The organism is Halomonas halophila (assembly GCF_030406665.1).
Classification (GTDB): domain Bacteria; phylum Pseudomonadota; class Gammaproteobacteria; order Pseudomonadales; family Halomonadaceae; genus Halomonas; species Halomonas halophila.
This window is the reverse complement of the sequence record NZ_CP129121.1, coordinates 1,434,550-1,448,983: the sequence shown is the minus strand read 5'-3', so window position 1 is coordinate 1,448,983 and position 14,434 is coordinate 1,434,550. Positions and strand designations below refer to the sequence as shown.

Genomic DNA, 14,434 nt, shown 5'->3' with positions numbered 1-14,434 from the left:
CTCCCGGGGATGACGGTGAACGACGGCCGCGACTCAGTGCTGGGCATCGAGCCACAGCTGTAGCCGATGACGAATCTCCTGGAGCGCCTGTTCATAGGCCTGCTCGCGCTCGATCAGCCGCGGGTCACGGATGTCCCAGTCGAGGCGCTCATCGACCTCGCCGGTCCAGTCGCGACAGGCCTGACGCGCCTTGTCGCAGAGCACGATGACGGTATCGAAACGCTCGCCGGCGAACGCCTCCAGCGACTTGCTGGCCAGCCCCTGGGTATCGATGCCCTGCTTGTGCAGCGCCGCCAGGGCCATTTCATGGGGACGATCCGGCTCGCTGCCGGCACTGAACGCCTCGAACCGGTCCCCCGCCAGGTGGCGCAGCAGGGCTTCGCCCATCAGCGATCGAGCGGAGTTGGCGTTGCACAGGAAGAGGATGCGCCGTCTGGTCATGTCGTGGGCTCCCGAATATATATGGATTTCCATATATAGTCGAGCCACATGACACCCTTGTGACAAGGACGATAACGCAGACGGGGAGGCCAGAGGCCTCCCCGTCGGATGATCACGCGAGCACCGCTTAGCCGTAGCGCCCGGTGATGTAGTCCTCGGCCTTCTTGGTGGCCGGGTTGGAGAACATGGTCTGGGTATCGTTGTACTCGATCAGCTCGCCCAGGTGGAAGAAGGCCGTGTAGTCGGCGACGCGCGCGGCCTGCTGCATGTTGTGGGTCACGGTGATGATGGTGAACTGCTGCTTCAGCTTGTCCATCAGGTCCTCGATGGTCGCCGTGGAGATCGGGTCCAGGGCCGAGGTCGGCTCGTCCATCAGGATGACCTCGGGCTGCACGGCGATCGCCCGGGCGATGCACAGGCGCTGCTGCTGTCCACCGGACAGCGAGGTACCGGGCTCCTGCAGCTTGTCCTTGACCTCTTCCCACAGGCCGGCGTCGCGCAGCGCCCGCTCCACCAGCTCGTCGACGTCGGCCTTGCGGCTCACCAGGTCGTGCATGCGCGGCGCATAGGCGATGTTGTCGTAGATCGACTTGGGGAAGGGGTTAGGCTTCTGGAACACCATTCCGACGCGGCGGCGCAGGGCCACCTCGTCCATCTTGGCCTCGTTGACGTCGCGGCCGTCCATCGAGATCAGGCCCTGGATCCGCACGCTGGGGATCAGGTCGTTCATGCGATTGAGGCAGCGCAGGAAGGTCGACTTGCCGCAGCCCGACGGACCGATCAGCGCCGTGACGTTCTTCTGGAAGACGTCGACGTTGATGTTCTTGAGCGCCTGGGTCTCGCCGTACCAGAGGTTGAGGTCGCGCACCCGCACGCTCAGCTCGTGATTGGCGTTCTCGTTGCGTACCACCGGCTCGCCGGCACTGTGTCCGCTCATGGGGCCCATCTTCCGCTCGGAAATTTGAATGTTCATCTTGGCATATCCTGTGTCTGGCCGCGGGATTTACCAGCGACGTTCGAATTTCTTGCGCAGCACCACCGCGGTGGCGTTGAGCGTGATCAGTACGGCCAGCAGCACCAGGATGCCCCCGGAGGTCTTCTCGATGAAGGCACGATCCGGCTCACCCGCCCAGGTGAAGATCTGCGCCGGCAGCACCGTGGCCGCCTCGGTAAAGGACGAGGTGACGTCGGGAATGAAGGCCACCATCCCGACGATGATCAGCGGCGCGGTCTCGCCCATGGCCTGGGCCAGGCCGATGATCGAGCCCGTCATGATGCCCGGCAGGGCCAGCGGCAGCACGTGGTCGCGTACCACCTGCCAGCGCGAGCAGCCCACCCCGAAGGCGGCGTGGCGGATGGAATCCGGCACGCTGCGCAGCGCGGTGCGGGTGGCGATGATGATCACCGGCAGGGTCATCAGCGCCAGCGTCAGGCCACCGACCACCGGCGAGGACCGCGGCACGCCGAAGAAGTTGATGAAGATCGCCAGACCCAGCAGACCGAACAGGATCGAGGGGATCGCCGCCAGGTTGTTGATGTTGATCTCGATCAGCTGGGTGACGCGGTTGTCCGGGGCGAACTCCTCGAGATACACCGCGGTCATCACGCCGATCGGGAAGGACACCGCCAGCGTCACCAGCAGGGTCAGCACCGTGCCCATGGCGGCCGAGGCGATGCCGGCAAGCTCCGGCATCTTGGAGTCACCGTTGGAGAAGAAAGTGGTGTTGAAGCGCAGCTCGGCACGCCCCTCGGCCTGCAGCCGGTCCACCACCTCCTGCTCGCTGGCGCTCAGCCGGCTGTGATGGCCCTTGAGGTACTGGTCCACCTGGCCGTCGGCCAGCACCCACTCCATGCGGGTGGTGCCGAGCAGCTCGGGATTGTCGTCCATGCGACCGGGGATCAGACGCAGGTAACCGCGGCTGACCAGCGGGCGCACATCCTCCTGGACGGCGGCCAGCGGCAGCTGGGAGGCCCGCTCGCTGTAGTCGACCTCGACCTGGACCTGCGCCTGCTGAAAGGCCGGCAGCCCCTTGATCATCATGTCGGTGAAGAACAGCACCAGGAACAGCCCGGCCAGGCCCAGGGCACCCATGGAGATCCACTTCAGGCGCGCGGACTTGCGGTGACGACGCCGGAGCTGGGCGCTGATCTCGTCGAAGGATTGGCTCATCGGATAGGCTCCAAGGCGTTAGAGGTTGTTGATCCGGTACTTCTCGCGGAACCGGCGAATCATGATCACCGAGACCAGATTCAGCGACAGGGTCACCACGAACAGCACCAGGCCCAGGGCGAAGGCCGACAGCGTCTCGGCGCTGGCGAACTCCTGGTCACCGGTCAGGGCGGCGACGATGCGGACCGTCACCGTGGTCATGTCCTCGAACGGATTGGCCGTGAGGTTGGGACGCATGCCGGCGGCCATGACCACGATCATGGTCTCGCCCAGCGCCCGGGATACCGCCAGCAGCGAGGCGGAAATGATGCCCGGCAGTGCCGCCGGCACCACCACGTCGCGAATGGTCTCGCCCTTGGTCATGCCCAGCGCCAGCGAGCCCTGGCGCATGCTGTCCGGCACCGAGTTGATGACGTCGTCGGACAGCGAGGAGATGAAGGGGATGATCATGATGCCCATCACCACCCCGGGCGCCAGGGCGTTGTTGAAGGAGGCATCGATACCGAAGAAGCCGGCCACGCTGACGATGAGCGGCGCCACGGTGATGGCGGCGAAGAAGCCGTAGACCACGGTGGGGATGCCGGCCAGGACCTCGAGCACCGGCTTGGCCAGGGTACGCACGCGCTGGGGAGCGAACTCGGCCATGTAGATCGCCGACAGCAGGCCCACCGGGATCGCCACCAGCATGGCGATGGCGGTGATCATGAAGGTGCCGGCAAACAGCGGGATGGAACCGAACTGGGCGGCGCTGGCTCCCTCTTCGGCGCGGCCGGCGGCCTCGAGGAAGCTCGCACCCGGGTTCCAGGTAGTACCGGTGATGAAGTCCCAGAAACTCTGCATCTGGAAGAAGCGGATGGCCTCTCCCACGATGGAAATCAGGATCCCGAAGGTGGTGAAGATCGAGATCAAGGCGGCGCCGGCCAGGAAGAAGCGGATGACGCTCTCGATGGCCTTACGCGCGTGAAAGTCCGGACGCACCATGGCGATGCCCATGGCCAGACCGGCACAGCCGACGACCAGGCTGGCAGCCAGCAGGTAGAGCGTGGGAATCTCGGCGCCCAGCAGCAGCATGGCGAAGGCTCCCACCACGCCCACGGCGATGGCCGGGCCGGCGGTGGACAGCACGCTGAACCAGGCGTACTGGTCGGGCTGGGCATGCATGGACGTGCCGGCGGCGCGCACCCTGGCGGCCTTGGCTCGTCCCAGGAAGAAGGCTATCAGACCCAGCACCAGCAGGGTGCCGCAGAACAGAGCGAGGATTTGATTGGTCTGCATAGTTGTCTCTCGGCGGAATGGATCCGCGGAGCCGGCAAGGCCGGCGACCCGTCGGAACGTGCGCCGGCCGGCAGCCCCTGGCTGCCGGCCGGTACAGGGCTGAGATCCGGCCTCTTACTTGAGGTCGGCCAGCTCGAGCGCCTCATGGTTCTCGACGGCGCTGCGAGCCTCGGCGCGCATGTCTTCCGGCGCCGGGATCAGGCCGATGCCCTTGAGATAGCCCAGATCACCGATCATCTGCTCGCTCATGAACATGTTGGCGTACTCGTTCATGGCCGGGACCTCGTCGGCGTGCTGGTTCTTCACGTAGAAGAACAGCGAGCGGGACACCGGGTACTCGCCGCTGCCGATGGCGTCCGGGGTCGGCGCCACGCCGTCGATGTGGGAGCCCATCACGCTGTCGGCGTTTTCCTCGAGGAAGGAGTAGCCGAAGATGCCGAAGGCGGCGGTGTTCTCGGTCAGGCGCTGGACGATCAGGTTGTCGTTCTCGCCGGCATCGATGTAGGCGCCGTCGGCGCGGATGTCGGTGTAACCCTCACCGCCGTAGGCCTCCATCTCCTCGGAGACGGCTTCCATCACCAGCTCCTCGAAGGCATCGCGGGTACCGGAAGTGGTGGGCGGACCGTAGACGGCGATGTCGCGCTCCGGCAGCGAGGCGTCGATGTCGCTCCACTGGGTGTAGGGATTGTCGACCAGCTCGCCATCGACCGGCACCTGAGCGGCCAGGGCCAGGAACAGCTGTTCGCGGCTGACGTTCATCTCGTCGTTCTGAGCGGACTGGGCGAAGGCGATGCCGTCATAGCCGACGAAGGCCTCGGTGATGTCGGTCACACCGTTCTCGGCGCAGCGCTCGAACTCGGAGGGCTTCATGCGACGCGAGGCGTTGGTGATGTCCGGGGTGCCTTCGCCGACACCGTTACAGAACAGGCGCAGACCGCCGCCGGAACCAGTGGACTCGATGACCGGCGTCGGGTAGTCGGTGGTGGCACCGAACTCCTCGGCCACGTAGCTGGCGAACGGGTAGACGGTGCTGGAACCAACGATGCGCACCTGATCGCGGGCCTGGGCGACACCGACGACGCCCATGACGGCGGCAGCGATGGCGGTGGTCTTGAGGATGCGGTTCATGGAGAGAGCTCCTGTTCGGGGAAGTGATCATCCTTTCGCGACACACAAGATGCCCCACGAAAATGACAGCTTCATGACAAGCGAGCTCGGATGCCGACATCGGCATCGGCGGAGGGTGACACCGGCCCCGCAGGCGGGGCCGGTCGTCGGAGCGGGCAGGAACGGGACTCAGTGGAGGGCGGCGCGACCGGCCAGCGCGCGCAGGGCCAGGTTGCCGATCAGCGACACCGTGAGCATGGTCAGCACCATGGGCCAGGCGCTGTCGACCTCGAAGGCACTGACCACCACCCCGGCCAGGGCGCCGCAGGTGAACTGGATGCAGCCCAGCAGCGCCGTGGCGGTAGCGCTCATATGACTGAAGTGCTCGAGCATCGAGGCCATGGCATTGGGCGTGATCAGCCCGACCATGCCCATGAACAGCATGATCAGCGGCACCACCGTGGCCAGCGAATCCAGCCCGGTGGCCACCAGCATCACCAGGGACAGCGCCACGCACAACTGTACGCCGAGCCCCAGGCGCATGTTCTGCTGGGGCGTGCGATGACGCAGCAGGCGGATGTTGATGCGGTTGGAAAAGGCCATGACCACCACGTTGGCGCCGAACACCACCGGATAGATCGCCGGCGAGACCCCATAGTGAGTCATGTAGAGGAACGGCGAGGCGGTGATGAAGGCGAACATGCCCGAGAAGGTCGAGGCCACCGACAGCACGTAGCCCATGGCCTCACGGTGGCGCAGCACGCTCCCGTAGTTGCGCAGCACCTGACCGGCCGAGGCGATCGGCGCATCGACCGGCCGGGTCTCCGGCAGCCGGGTGCCCATCAGCCACAGCAGAAAGGCGGCATAGGCCGCCAGGAAGGCGAAGATCAGCCACCAGTCGGCCAGGTAGAACAGGCCACTGCCCACCGCCGGCGCCACCAGCGGCGCCAGCATCAGGATCATGGCCATGGTCGACATCACCTTGGCCGCCTCGCGCCCGCTGAAGCAGTCGCGCACGATGGCCGCGGAATTGACCACGCAGGCGCCGCCGCCCAGGGCCTGGACGAAGCGCCAGGTCAGCAGCTCGCCGAGGCTCTCGACCCGCATGATCATCAGGCTGGCCAGCAGGAAGATCACCAGGCCGACCAGCAGCACCGGGCGGCGCCCCAGGCGATCGGACAGCGGCCCGCCGAACAGCTGGCCGAAGGCAAAGCCGAACAGGAACAGGCTGATCGACAGTTCGGTGTGATGGACGCTCGCCCCCACTGCCTCGGCCAGTGCCGGCATCGCCGGCAGATAGGCGTCGATGGCGAAGGGCGCCAGGGCGGTATTGGTGGCCACCAGCAGGGCCACACGTCGAGCGCTGAGGGTCAAGCGACCTCCTAGAAGCATGCCAAAAGGACGCTAATGATAACGCACCTCACTGGCCGATGCTGGACGCGCCTGTTTTCCCTTTCCCGCGCTTGTTAGAGTGAAGGTTCGACACACGGAGGACTCAGGACCCATGGCAGACGACCTGCTGACGCAACTCAAAGGCATGACCACGGTGGTCGCCGACACCGGCGACATCGAGGCGATCCGCCGCTTCCAGCCCACCGATGCGACCACCAACCCCTCACTGATCCTTCAGGCCGCCCAGCAGGAGGGCCGCCGCGCCCGGTTGGCCGAGATCGCCCGCCAGGCCACCGATATCGACGATGCCCTCGACGCCGTGGCAGTCGACATCGGCAGCGAGATCAGCGCCCTGGTGCCCGGCTACGTGTCCACCGAAGTCAGCGCGCGACTCTCCTTCGACACCCAGGCCTCGCTGGACCGGGCCCGCTCGCTGATCGACCGTTACCAGCGTCACGGTGTCGACCCGTCGCGGATCCTGATCAAGCTCGCCGCCACCTGGGAGGGCATCAATGCCGCCCAGATACTGGAGCGAGAAGGCATCCACACCAACCTGACGCTGATGTTCAACTTCGACCAGGCCCGCGCCTGTGCCGATGCCGGCGTGACCCTGATCTCCCCTTTCGTCGGCCGCATCCTCGACTGGCACAAGACCCAGCAGCCGGACGCCGACTTCAGCGGCGACCGCGACCCGGGCGTGCAGTCGGTCAAGCGCATCTACGAACACTTCAAGGGCCACGGCTACGAGACCATCGTGATGGGCGCCAGCTTCCGCAACAGCGGCGAGATCACCGCGCTGGCCGGCTGCGACCGCCTGACCATCTCGCCGGCCCTGCTCGAAGAGCTGGAACAGAGCCAGGGCACGCTGACGCGCTGCCTCACCCCGCTGGACGCCGAGACCCGCACCCCGGAGCCCCAGAACGAGGCCGACTTCCGCTGGGCACTGAACGAGGACGCCATGGCCACCGAGAAGCTGGCCGAGGGCATCCGCAAGTTCATGGCCGACCAGCGCAAGCTGGAGACGCTGCTGGGCGAGCTGCGCCAGGGCTGATCGCCGGCCGGCGTCGTGCCGGCAGCCCTCGCAACGCGAAGGGGGAGGCGTCGTTCGGCGCCTCCCCCTTCTTCATTCCGGCCTTCCTTCATTCCGGCCAGGCGCGGCGTTTCTGGCCCCATACCATGCCCGCTTGGCTCAGGCGCCCGGCGTCTCGTCCTTGTGATCCTCGAGCATCTCCACCAGCGGCTGGAACTGCTCGCGGTTGTGCTCGTTCATGTGCATCAGGATACGATGCGCCTCGAGGATGCGCTGACGCATGCCCTCCTCGTCGGCCGGCACCTCGGGCAGGTCGCGCAGCTCATGGGGCTCGGTGATCGGCGACTCCACCAGGGTGAAGTAGTGAGCGAATCCCATGACGTCGAGCATGCGCCGCACGTCCGGGTTGTCGACGACGATGGTCGGCGGCTGCTTCAGGCGCCCCTGCAGCGCCATGGCCACCTTGGCCAGGAACCCCAGGGCCGTGGAGTCGACGTTGGTGGCCTCACGCAGGTCCACCATCACCGCCTCCAGCCCCGGCGTCTCGGCCAGCTGCTGCGCCTGGGTGTCGAGCGTGGCGCAGAGCGTCAGGCGGACGTCACCGCACAGCTTGAGCACGAACACGCCGGAGTCGAACGCCGCCTTGAGGCGGCCTTCATGCATCATCATTGCCAAATCCGCTCAACATCATGATCGTCAGGTCGTCGGGAAGCTCGTCCCGGCCGGAGGCATCGTCTTCACCGTCAGCCTCGGCGATGTCGTCGCCCAGGGCAAGCCCCCGACGAAGGTCCAGGATCGTCTCGCTGCCTTCGGCCCGTGCCCTCAGCACCTCCAGTCGCGCCTCCAGGGTCTCCCCGGGCAGGCATTCCAGGATGCCGTCGGAACATAGCCAGAGCCGGAAGTCCGCCGGCAGCGCGCAACCCAGCCGAGGATACTCGACGTCGGGGAACAGCCCGACGGGCATGCCCTCGCCTTCCAGATAGTGCGCCCGGCCCTCGGCCATCAGCATCGGCATCGGCAGCTGCGCGCCGAGCGAATAGTGAAGATAGCCCCGCTCCCGGTCAATGACGCCGACGAACAGGGTCGCGTGCTTGCCGATGCCGGTATCGAGCAGCTCGCGGTTCAGCCCCGCCAGCCAGCGTGGCGCCAGCTCCTCGGGGTGCCGGCCGTCCCACTCCTGCTGCCAGCGGTGCGACAGCGACTTGAGCAGCACCGTGACGAAGGCCGACGAGGCGCCGTGCCCCGAGACATCGGCGAAGTAGAACAGGGTGTAGCGATCGTCGAAGCGCTGGAAGTCGAGGAAGTCGCCCGACAGGTAGAGCGACGGCACCAGCCAGTAGTCGCAGCGGACCCCGCCGATGCTCTGCGGGCGCGGCGGCAGCAGCTTGCGCTGGATCTGGCCACCGGCCTGCTGGTCGAGGCGCAGCATCGCCAGGTGGGTCTCCAGGCGCTCGTTGAGCTCGGACAGCCGCTCACGGTCGTGCTCGCGCTCCCGGGCCAGGCGGTGGAGATCGATGACCCGACGGATCATGCGACGCAGCAGGTGGCCGTGGCGGCGCGGTTCGATCACGTAGTCGACCAGCCCCGCATCCACGGCATGAATCAGATCGCTGTCCTGGCGGTCATCGCTGACCACCAGCGTCGGCAGACGCTCGGCCAGCGCCTGCCAGGCCTCGCTGGGCACCGCCCGGGCATGCGCCACCGCCAGCACCGTCTCGTCCGGCAGCTGCTCCAGGCATTCCACGGCGATGACCGCCAGCCCCTCCTTGGCGATGACCTCGGCCAGGGCATCACGCTCGGCTCCGGGGGCATCGATCAGGCAGACCAGCTCATTGGCGTCAGGCATCCTGTGGCCTCACTCGGCGAAGGCATCATCGAAGTCGGCATCGTCGAAATCGAAGTCGTCGCTGGCGAAGGGGTCCTCCCCCATCTCGCCGTCGTTGACCTCGAAGCGCCGACGCTGCAGCCAGCTGTCGCGGATGAAGCTGTAGCGATCGCCGCGAATCAGCTCTTCCTGGTCGAGCAGCCCCGCCCGGGTATCGATCACGTCCAGGCCCCGCAGCCCGTAGCGCACCTTGTCCTCTTCGACATAGGTAACCGGGTCGGTGTACATGTCCACCGGCAGCCCCGCGGTGTCACGCACCGTGCTCGGCCCCAGCAGCGGCAGCACCAGGTAGGGCCCTTCGCCCACGCCCCACACCGCCAGGGTCTGGCCGAAGTCTTCCTCGCGTCCGACCAGGTCCATGCGGGAGGCCACGTCGAAGAAGCCGAGCACGCCCACCGTGGAGTTGACCAGGAAGCGACCGGTGGAGATGCCGGCGTTGGCCGGCTTGGCCTGCAGCAGGCTGTTGACCGTGTTGCCGATCTCCCCGAGGTTCGAGAAGAAGTTGCCGACGCCGGTCTGCACCGGGTCCGGCGTCACGAAGCGGTAGCCCTGGGCCACCGGCTTGAGGGCGTAACGATCGAGCGTCTCGTTGAAGGCGAACACCCCCCGGTTGAAGCCCTCCCAGGGGTCGTCCGGATGGGCATCGTCGACGCCCGAGGTGGTCGCGCAGCCCGTCAGCAGCGACAGGGCGCACAGCGCCGCCAGGCCTTGGCCGGCCCGACGGCTCGGGAAGGTCGGAATCATGGCTCGAACGGTCTCCCTACGCGTCATTCTGGTGTCCATTGTCGATCGGTATCGCGTGGCCGCGACGCTGCCGGCACTGTAGCCCGCGGCGACGCAACACTCCAGCCCGGACGGCCCGTTCAGGCACGTCCGGTCAGCTCCTTCCAGCGCTTCTCGAGGCGCTTCTCCGAGACCGGCAGCGCCGTACCCAGCTGCTGGGCGAACAGCGACACGCGCAGCTCCTCGATCCACCAGCCGAACTCGACCAGCGCCGGGTCCTCGATCCCGCCGCGACGCTCGCTCTCGCGCCGCGCCGCCAGCCGCGCCTCGAAGTCCTGCACCGCCTGCATGTGCATCTGGTCGCGCATGCGCTCTCGGGGCGCCTTCTCCAGACGGATCTGAGCGGCCTCCATGTAGCGCGGATATTCCGCCAGCCAGTCGCCGGCCTCGGTGACGAAGCCCGGATGCACCAGGCGCTGCATCTGGGCCTTGAGGTCACTGTATACCAGCGCCAGCGAAAGGTTCAGGTTGCCCTTCAACGCCTTGGTTACCGCCAGATGGCCCTCCAGCGCCTGCTTGAGGATGCCGAGCCGTTCCTCGGCACGGGGCACCAGGGCGTCGCGGGTCTCGGCCAGGCGCGCCTCCAGCTCGTCGCGGGAGCGCGGCAGCGGATCGACCGCCACCACCTGCTGGAAGACCGCGCTGACCAGGTCCTCGGCCAGCTGGCGCTTGCTGCCCACCTTGGCGAACAGCAGCGCACAGGGCTGCAGGCCGGGCAGGCGCTCGATGGCACGCACCTGGTCGGGTAGCCGCGCCATGGCAGCGCGCACCACGCCGCGGCGATGGGCCTCGCGGGCCTTGTCGGGGTGGTCGAACAGCTCGACCCGCAGACTGTCGTCCTCCGGCACCACCGCCGGATAGGCCTCGACGCGGATGCCGGCCTGGGTGGTGACCCGGGACTCCGGCAGCGGCGCCTCGGGCAGCGTCTCCAGGGCGTCCGCCTCGCTGGCTTCGCTGGCCAGTGCCCGGGCGCCCTCCCCGGCGGCGGCCTCGAAGCGCTGCTCAAGGGCGCGGATGTCGCGCCCCTGGCCGAGCTCACGCCCCTCGTGGTCGACCACCCGCAGGTTCATGATCAGATGCGGCTCGAGCTGGTCGACCCGCCAGTCGTCGGGCGTGAGCCGCACGCCGGTCTTGACCCGCAGGAACTCACCCAGCGCCTCGGTGAGGGGCACGTCGTCCGGCGTCATGGCCTGCAGGGCGGCATCGACCCAGTCGGGAATCGGCACCACCTGGCGGCGGATCGCCTTGGGCAGCGACTTGAGCAGCGCGATGCACTTCTCGCGCAAAAGGCCCGGCACCAGCCACTCCAGGCGCGCCTCCGGCAGCTGCGGCAGCATCGCCGCCGGCACCGTCAGGGTCACGCCATCATCGGCGGCGCCGGGGGCGAAATGGTAGCTCAGCGGATAGCGCACGCCGTTCAGCGCCAGCTCGTCCGGGTAGTCGGCCTGGGTGACCTCCTCGGCCTCCCGGGCCAGCAGCGCGGCGCGGTCGAACTTGAGCACGTTCGGGTCGTCGCGCTCGGCCTGCTTGCGCCAGGCCTCGAAGCCCTTGCCGTTGACGATGTCCTCGGGGATGCGCGCGTCGTAGAAGTCGAACAGCGCCTCCTCGTCGACCAGGATGTCGCGCTTGCGGGCGCGATCCTCGAGATCCTCGACCTCCTCGACCAGCGCGCGATTGTGGGCGAAAAACTCGCCGCGGGTCTTGAACTCGCCCTCCACCAGCGCGCGGCGGATGAACAGCTCGCGGGACTCCGCCGGCGCGATCGGGCCGTAGTGCACCCGGCGGCGGCTGACGATCGCCAGGCCAAACAGCGTGACCTGCTCGAAGGCCACCACCTGGGCGCGCTTCATCTCCCAGTGCGGCTCGCTGTAGCTGCGCTTGAGCAGGTGGCCGGCCAGCGGCTCGATCCAGGCCGGATCGATCCTGGCCACGGTACGGGCGAACAGCTTCGAGGTCTCGACCAGCTCGAAGGCCATCACCCACTTGGGCGTCTTCTTGGCCAGCCCCGAGCCGGGGTGAATCATGAATTTACGGTTGCGCGCGCCCTGGTACTCGCGGTTCTCCAGCAGCTGGCCGAGGTGCGACAGCAGCCCCGGCAGCAGCGCCTTGTGCAGCCGCACGGCGCTCTCGCGGCGGGCCTTCTTCGCCGCCTCGCCGTCGTCGTCCTCGGCCGGCAGCGGGGCCGGCGCCGGCACGTCGATGTCCATGTCGCGCAGCAGCTGGCGCAGCTGGCGGAAGGTATCGTGCCACTCGCGCAGCCGCAGGTAGTTGAGGTAGTTGTCCTTGCACCAGCGACGCAGGCGGTTGCCGGAGAGCTCCTCGCGGGCGGCCTCGAAGCCGTGCCACAGGTTCACTAGGCCGACGAAGTCGGAGTCCGGGTCCTGCCAGCGGCGGTGAGCCTGGTCGGCGGCCTGGCGCTTCTCGGCCGGGCGGTCCCGCGGGTCCTGGATGGCCAGCGCCGAGACCACCACCAGCACCTCGCGCAGGCCGCCCTGATCGGCGCCGGCCAGCAGCATGCGGGCCAGGCGCGGGTCGATGGGCAGCCGAGCGAGCTTGCGCCCGAGCGGCGTGATGCGCTGGCCCTCGTCCACCGCGCCGAGCTCGAACAGGAGCCGGAAGCCGTCGGTGACGAAGCGCGAATCGGGCGGATCGACGAAGGGAAAGGCCTCGATGCTGCCGAGCTTGAGCGACAGCATCGACAGGATCACCGAGGCCAGGTTGGTGCGCCGGATCTCGGGATCGGTGAATTCGGGGCGGCCGAGGTAGTCCTCCTCGTCGTAGAGGCGAATGCACAGGCCCTCGGCCACGCGGCCGCAGCGGCCCTTGCGCTGGTCGGCGCTGGCCTGGCTGACCGCCTCCACCGGCAGGCGCTGGATCTTGGCCCGGTAGCTGTAGCGGCTGATGCGCACCAGGCCCGGGTCGATCACGTAGCGGATGCCCGGCACGGTGAGCGAGGTTTCGGCGACGTTGGTCGAGAGCACGATACGCCGCCCGCGGTGCGGGGCGAAGACGCGGTTCTGCTCGGCGTTGGAGAGCCGGGCGTAGAGTGGCAGGATCTCGGTGTCGCGCAGCTCGGCGCGGCGCAGGGTATCGGCGGCCTCGCGGATCTCGCGCTCACCGGGCAGGAACACCAGGATGTCGCGGGGGCCGTGCAGCCAGCCCTTCTCGCGCTCGGCGGCCTGGATCTCCTCCACCGCGTGCAGGATGCCCTCCTGCAGGGTGCGGTCCTCCTCGTCCTCGGCCTCGCGGGTCAGCGGCCGGTAGCGCACTTCCACCGGATAGGTGCGACCGGAGACCTCGACCACCGGCGCCGGACGCCGGGTGCCGTCCTCGCCCGCCTGGGCGAAGTGCTCGGCGAAGCGCTGCACGTCGATGGTCGCCGAGGTGATGATCACCTTGAGGTCCGAGCGACGGTCGAGCAGGCGCTTGAGATAGCCGAGCAGGAAGTCGATGTTGAGGCTGCGTTCGTGGGCCTCGTCGATGATGATCGCTTCGTAGCGCGTCAGGTCGGGATCGTGCCGGGTCTCGGCCAGCAGGATGCCGTCGGTCATCAGCTTGACCTGGGTGGCGTCGTCGGTGTGATCGGTGAAGCGCACCTGGTAGCCGACCTGCTCGCCCAGCGGCACCTCCATCTCCTCGGCCAGGCGCGTGGCCACCGAGCGGGCCGCCAGCCGGCGCGGCTGGGTGTGGCCGATCAGCCCGCGCCGGCCGAGCCCGAGCTCCAGGCACAGCTTGGGCAGCTGGGTGGTCTTGCCGGAGCCCGTCTCGCCGGCCACCACCACCACCTGATGGTCGCGCAGCGCCTCGAGGATGTCCTCGCGGCGCTCGGCGACCGGCAACTCCTCGGGATAGGACAGCGTCACCGGCCGCGAGGCACGGGCCTCGACCCGGGCGCGGGAGCGCTCGATCTCGCGGCGCAGCTCGGCGAGCCCGCGGTCCACCGGCTTGCCCTGCCGGCAGCGCCGAGTCAGGCCGGCGAGGCGCTTGCCCAGGCGGGGCGCATCGCGCAGCTGCACGCCGTCGAGTTCGCCCCTCAGGGCCTCCAGGGCGGCAACATCGGATTCGGGCGCGTCGGGGGCTGGGGTCAGGGTACTCACGATGGACTCGAAGGCTCCGGTGATCGAACGGGCGGGACGACAGAACGGCTCGCATCGGTCGGGCGATACGAGCCTGCCATTGTAACGTCGCGAACCAGTCGGGGGCTAATCGACCCTCCATGCGCCCCTGGCTCAGGAGGCCTCGCCCGCTTCCTTCGCTTCACCTTGTGCCTCGTCGCGAAGCTGTCGGCGCAGGACTTTGCTGAACATGATCGCGTCTTGGGCAGCCGTGCTGCCCTAGGACGCCTCGCCCT

General features: G+C 67.9%; 11 protein-coding genes. 1 reads left to right on the top strand and 10 read right to left on the bottom strand.

Annotated elements, in window-relative coordinates; genetic code table 11:
- Nucleotides 1-33: 33 nt before the first annotated feature.
- The 6 genes from QWG60_RS06650 to QWG60_RS06625 all read right to left on the bottom strand — a co-directional run bounded on the left by QWG60_RS06650 (nt 34) and on the right by QWG60_RS06625 (nt 6,367).
- Complete coding sequence (locus QWG60_RS06650; protein ID WP_035599597.1) at nt 34-441, bottom strand: arsenate reductase ArsC; 408 nt, start codon at nt 439-441, stop codon at nt 34-36.
- Nucleotides 442-568: 127 nt separating this feature from the next.
- Entirely contained in the window at nt 569-1,351 is a 783-nt protein-coding gene (gene pstB, locus QWG60_RS06645; RefSeq protein WP_046080500.1) for a phosphate ABC transporter ATP-binding protein PstB, read from the bottom strand.
- A gap of 93 nt (nt 1,352-1,444) precedes the next feature.
- On the bottom strand, nt 1,445-2,611 hold the full coding sequence (pstA, locus tag QWG60_RS06640) for a phosphate ABC transporter permease PstA (RefSeq protein ID WP_107182141.1): 1,167 nt from the start codon (nt 2,609-2,611) through the stop codon (nt 1,445-1,447).
- Nucleotides 2,612-2,629: 18 nt separating this feature from the next.
- Complete coding sequence (gene pstC, locus QWG60_RS06635; protein WP_035599593.1) at nt 2,630-3,886, bottom strand: phosphate ABC transporter permease subunit PstC; 1,257 nt, start codon at nt 3,884-3,886, stop codon at nt 2,630-2,632.
- Between the two features lie 114 nt (nt 3,887-4,000).
- Nucleotides 4,001-5,014 (bottom strand): PstS family phosphate ABC transporter substrate-binding protein, encoded by a 1,014-nt coding sequence (locus QWG60_RS06630; RefSeq protein ID WP_046080149.1) that lies wholly within the window; start codon nt 5,012-5,014, stop codon nt 4,001-4,003.
- A 168-nt stretch (nt 5,015-5,182) separates the two neighbouring features.
- Entirely contained in the window at nt 5,183-6,367 is a 1,185-nt protein-coding gene (locus tag QWG60_RS06625) for a Bcr/CflA family multidrug efflux MFS transporter (protein ID WP_035599588.1), read from the bottom strand.
- Nucleotides 6,368-6,497: 130 nt separating this feature from the next.
- Here QWG60_RS06625 and tal point away from each other — a divergent pair, with 130 nt between their 5' ends.
- Nucleotides 6,498-7,436, top strand: a complete 939-nt coding sequence (tal, locus tag QWG60_RS06620) for a transaldolase (protein ID WP_046080148.1) — start codon at nt 6,498-6,500, stop codon at nt 7,434-7,436.
- Nucleotides 7,437-7,574: 138 nt separating this feature from the next.
- Here tal and QWG60_RS06615 read toward each other — a convergent pair whose 3' ends face one another.
- The 4 genes from QWG60_RS06615 to hrpA all read right to left on the bottom strand — a co-directional run bounded on the left by QWG60_RS06615 (nt 7,575) and on the right by hrpA (nt 14,180).
- Nucleotides 7,575-8,084, bottom strand: coding sequence for an STAS domain-containing protein (locus QWG60_RS06615; RefSeq protein WP_035599584.1), 510 nt, complete (start codon nt 8,082-8,084; stop codon nt 7,575-7,577).
- Nucleotides 8,071-9,261 carry a PP2C family protein-serine/threonine phosphatase gene (locus QWG60_RS06610; RefSeq protein ID WP_046080147.1) on the bottom strand — a complete coding sequence of 397 codons (1,191 nt, stop codon included), beginning with the start codon at nt 9,259-9,261 and terminating at the stop codon, nt 8,071-8,073. Before QWG60_RS06610 ends, QWG60_RS06615 begins: the two co-directional genes overlap by 14 nt.
- A 9-nt stretch (nt 9,262-9,270) precedes the next feature.
- The gene (locus QWG60_RS06605; RefSeq protein ID WP_035599581.1) at nt 9,271-10,044 is read right to left on the bottom strand and encodes an MlaA family lipoprotein; all 774 of its coding nucleotides are present in this window, start codon (nt 10,042-10,044) and stop codon (nt 9,271-9,273) included.
- 119 nt (nt 10,045-10,163) lie between these two features.
- A complete protein-coding gene (gene hrpA / locus QWG60_RS06600) occupies nt 10,164-14,180 on the bottom strand; it encodes an ATP-dependent RNA helicase HrpA (protein ID WP_146907904.1) in 4,017 nt (1,338 codons plus the stop codon).
- Between the last annotated feature and the right edge of the window lie 254 nt (nt 14,181-14,434).

Coding starts and splice junctions, on each gene's coding strand:
- QWG60_RS06650 (WP_035599597.1), bottom strand. CDS start 441: ATGACCAGACGGCGCATCCTCTTCCTGTGCAACGCCAACTCCGCTCGA.
- pstA (WP_107182141.1), bottom strand. CDS start 2,611: ATGAGCCAATCCTTCGACGAGATCAGCGCCCAGCTCCGGCGTCGTCAC.
- pstC (WP_035599593.1), bottom strand. CDS start 3,886: ATGCAGACCAATCAAATCCTCGCTCTGTTCTGCGGCACCCTGCTGGTG.
- QWG60_RS06630 (WP_046080149.1), bottom strand. CDS start 5,014: ATGAACCGCATCCTCAAGACCACCGCCATCGCTGCCGCCGTCATGGGC.
- tal (WP_046080148.1), top strand. CDS start 6,498: ATGGCAGACGACCTGCTGACGCAACTCAAAGGCATGACCACGGTGGTC.
- QWG60_RS06615 (WP_035599584.1), bottom strand. CDS start 8,084: ATGATGATGCATGAAGGCCGCCTCAAGGCGGCGTTCGACTCCGGCGTG.
- QWG60_RS06610 (WP_046080147.1), bottom strand. CDS start 9,261: ATGCCTGACGCCAATGAGCTGGTCTGCCTGATCGATGCCCCCGGAGCC.
- QWG60_RS06605 (WP_035599581.1), bottom strand. CDS start 10,044: ATGATTCCGACCTTCCCGAGCCGTCGGGCCGGCCAAGGCCTGGCGGCG.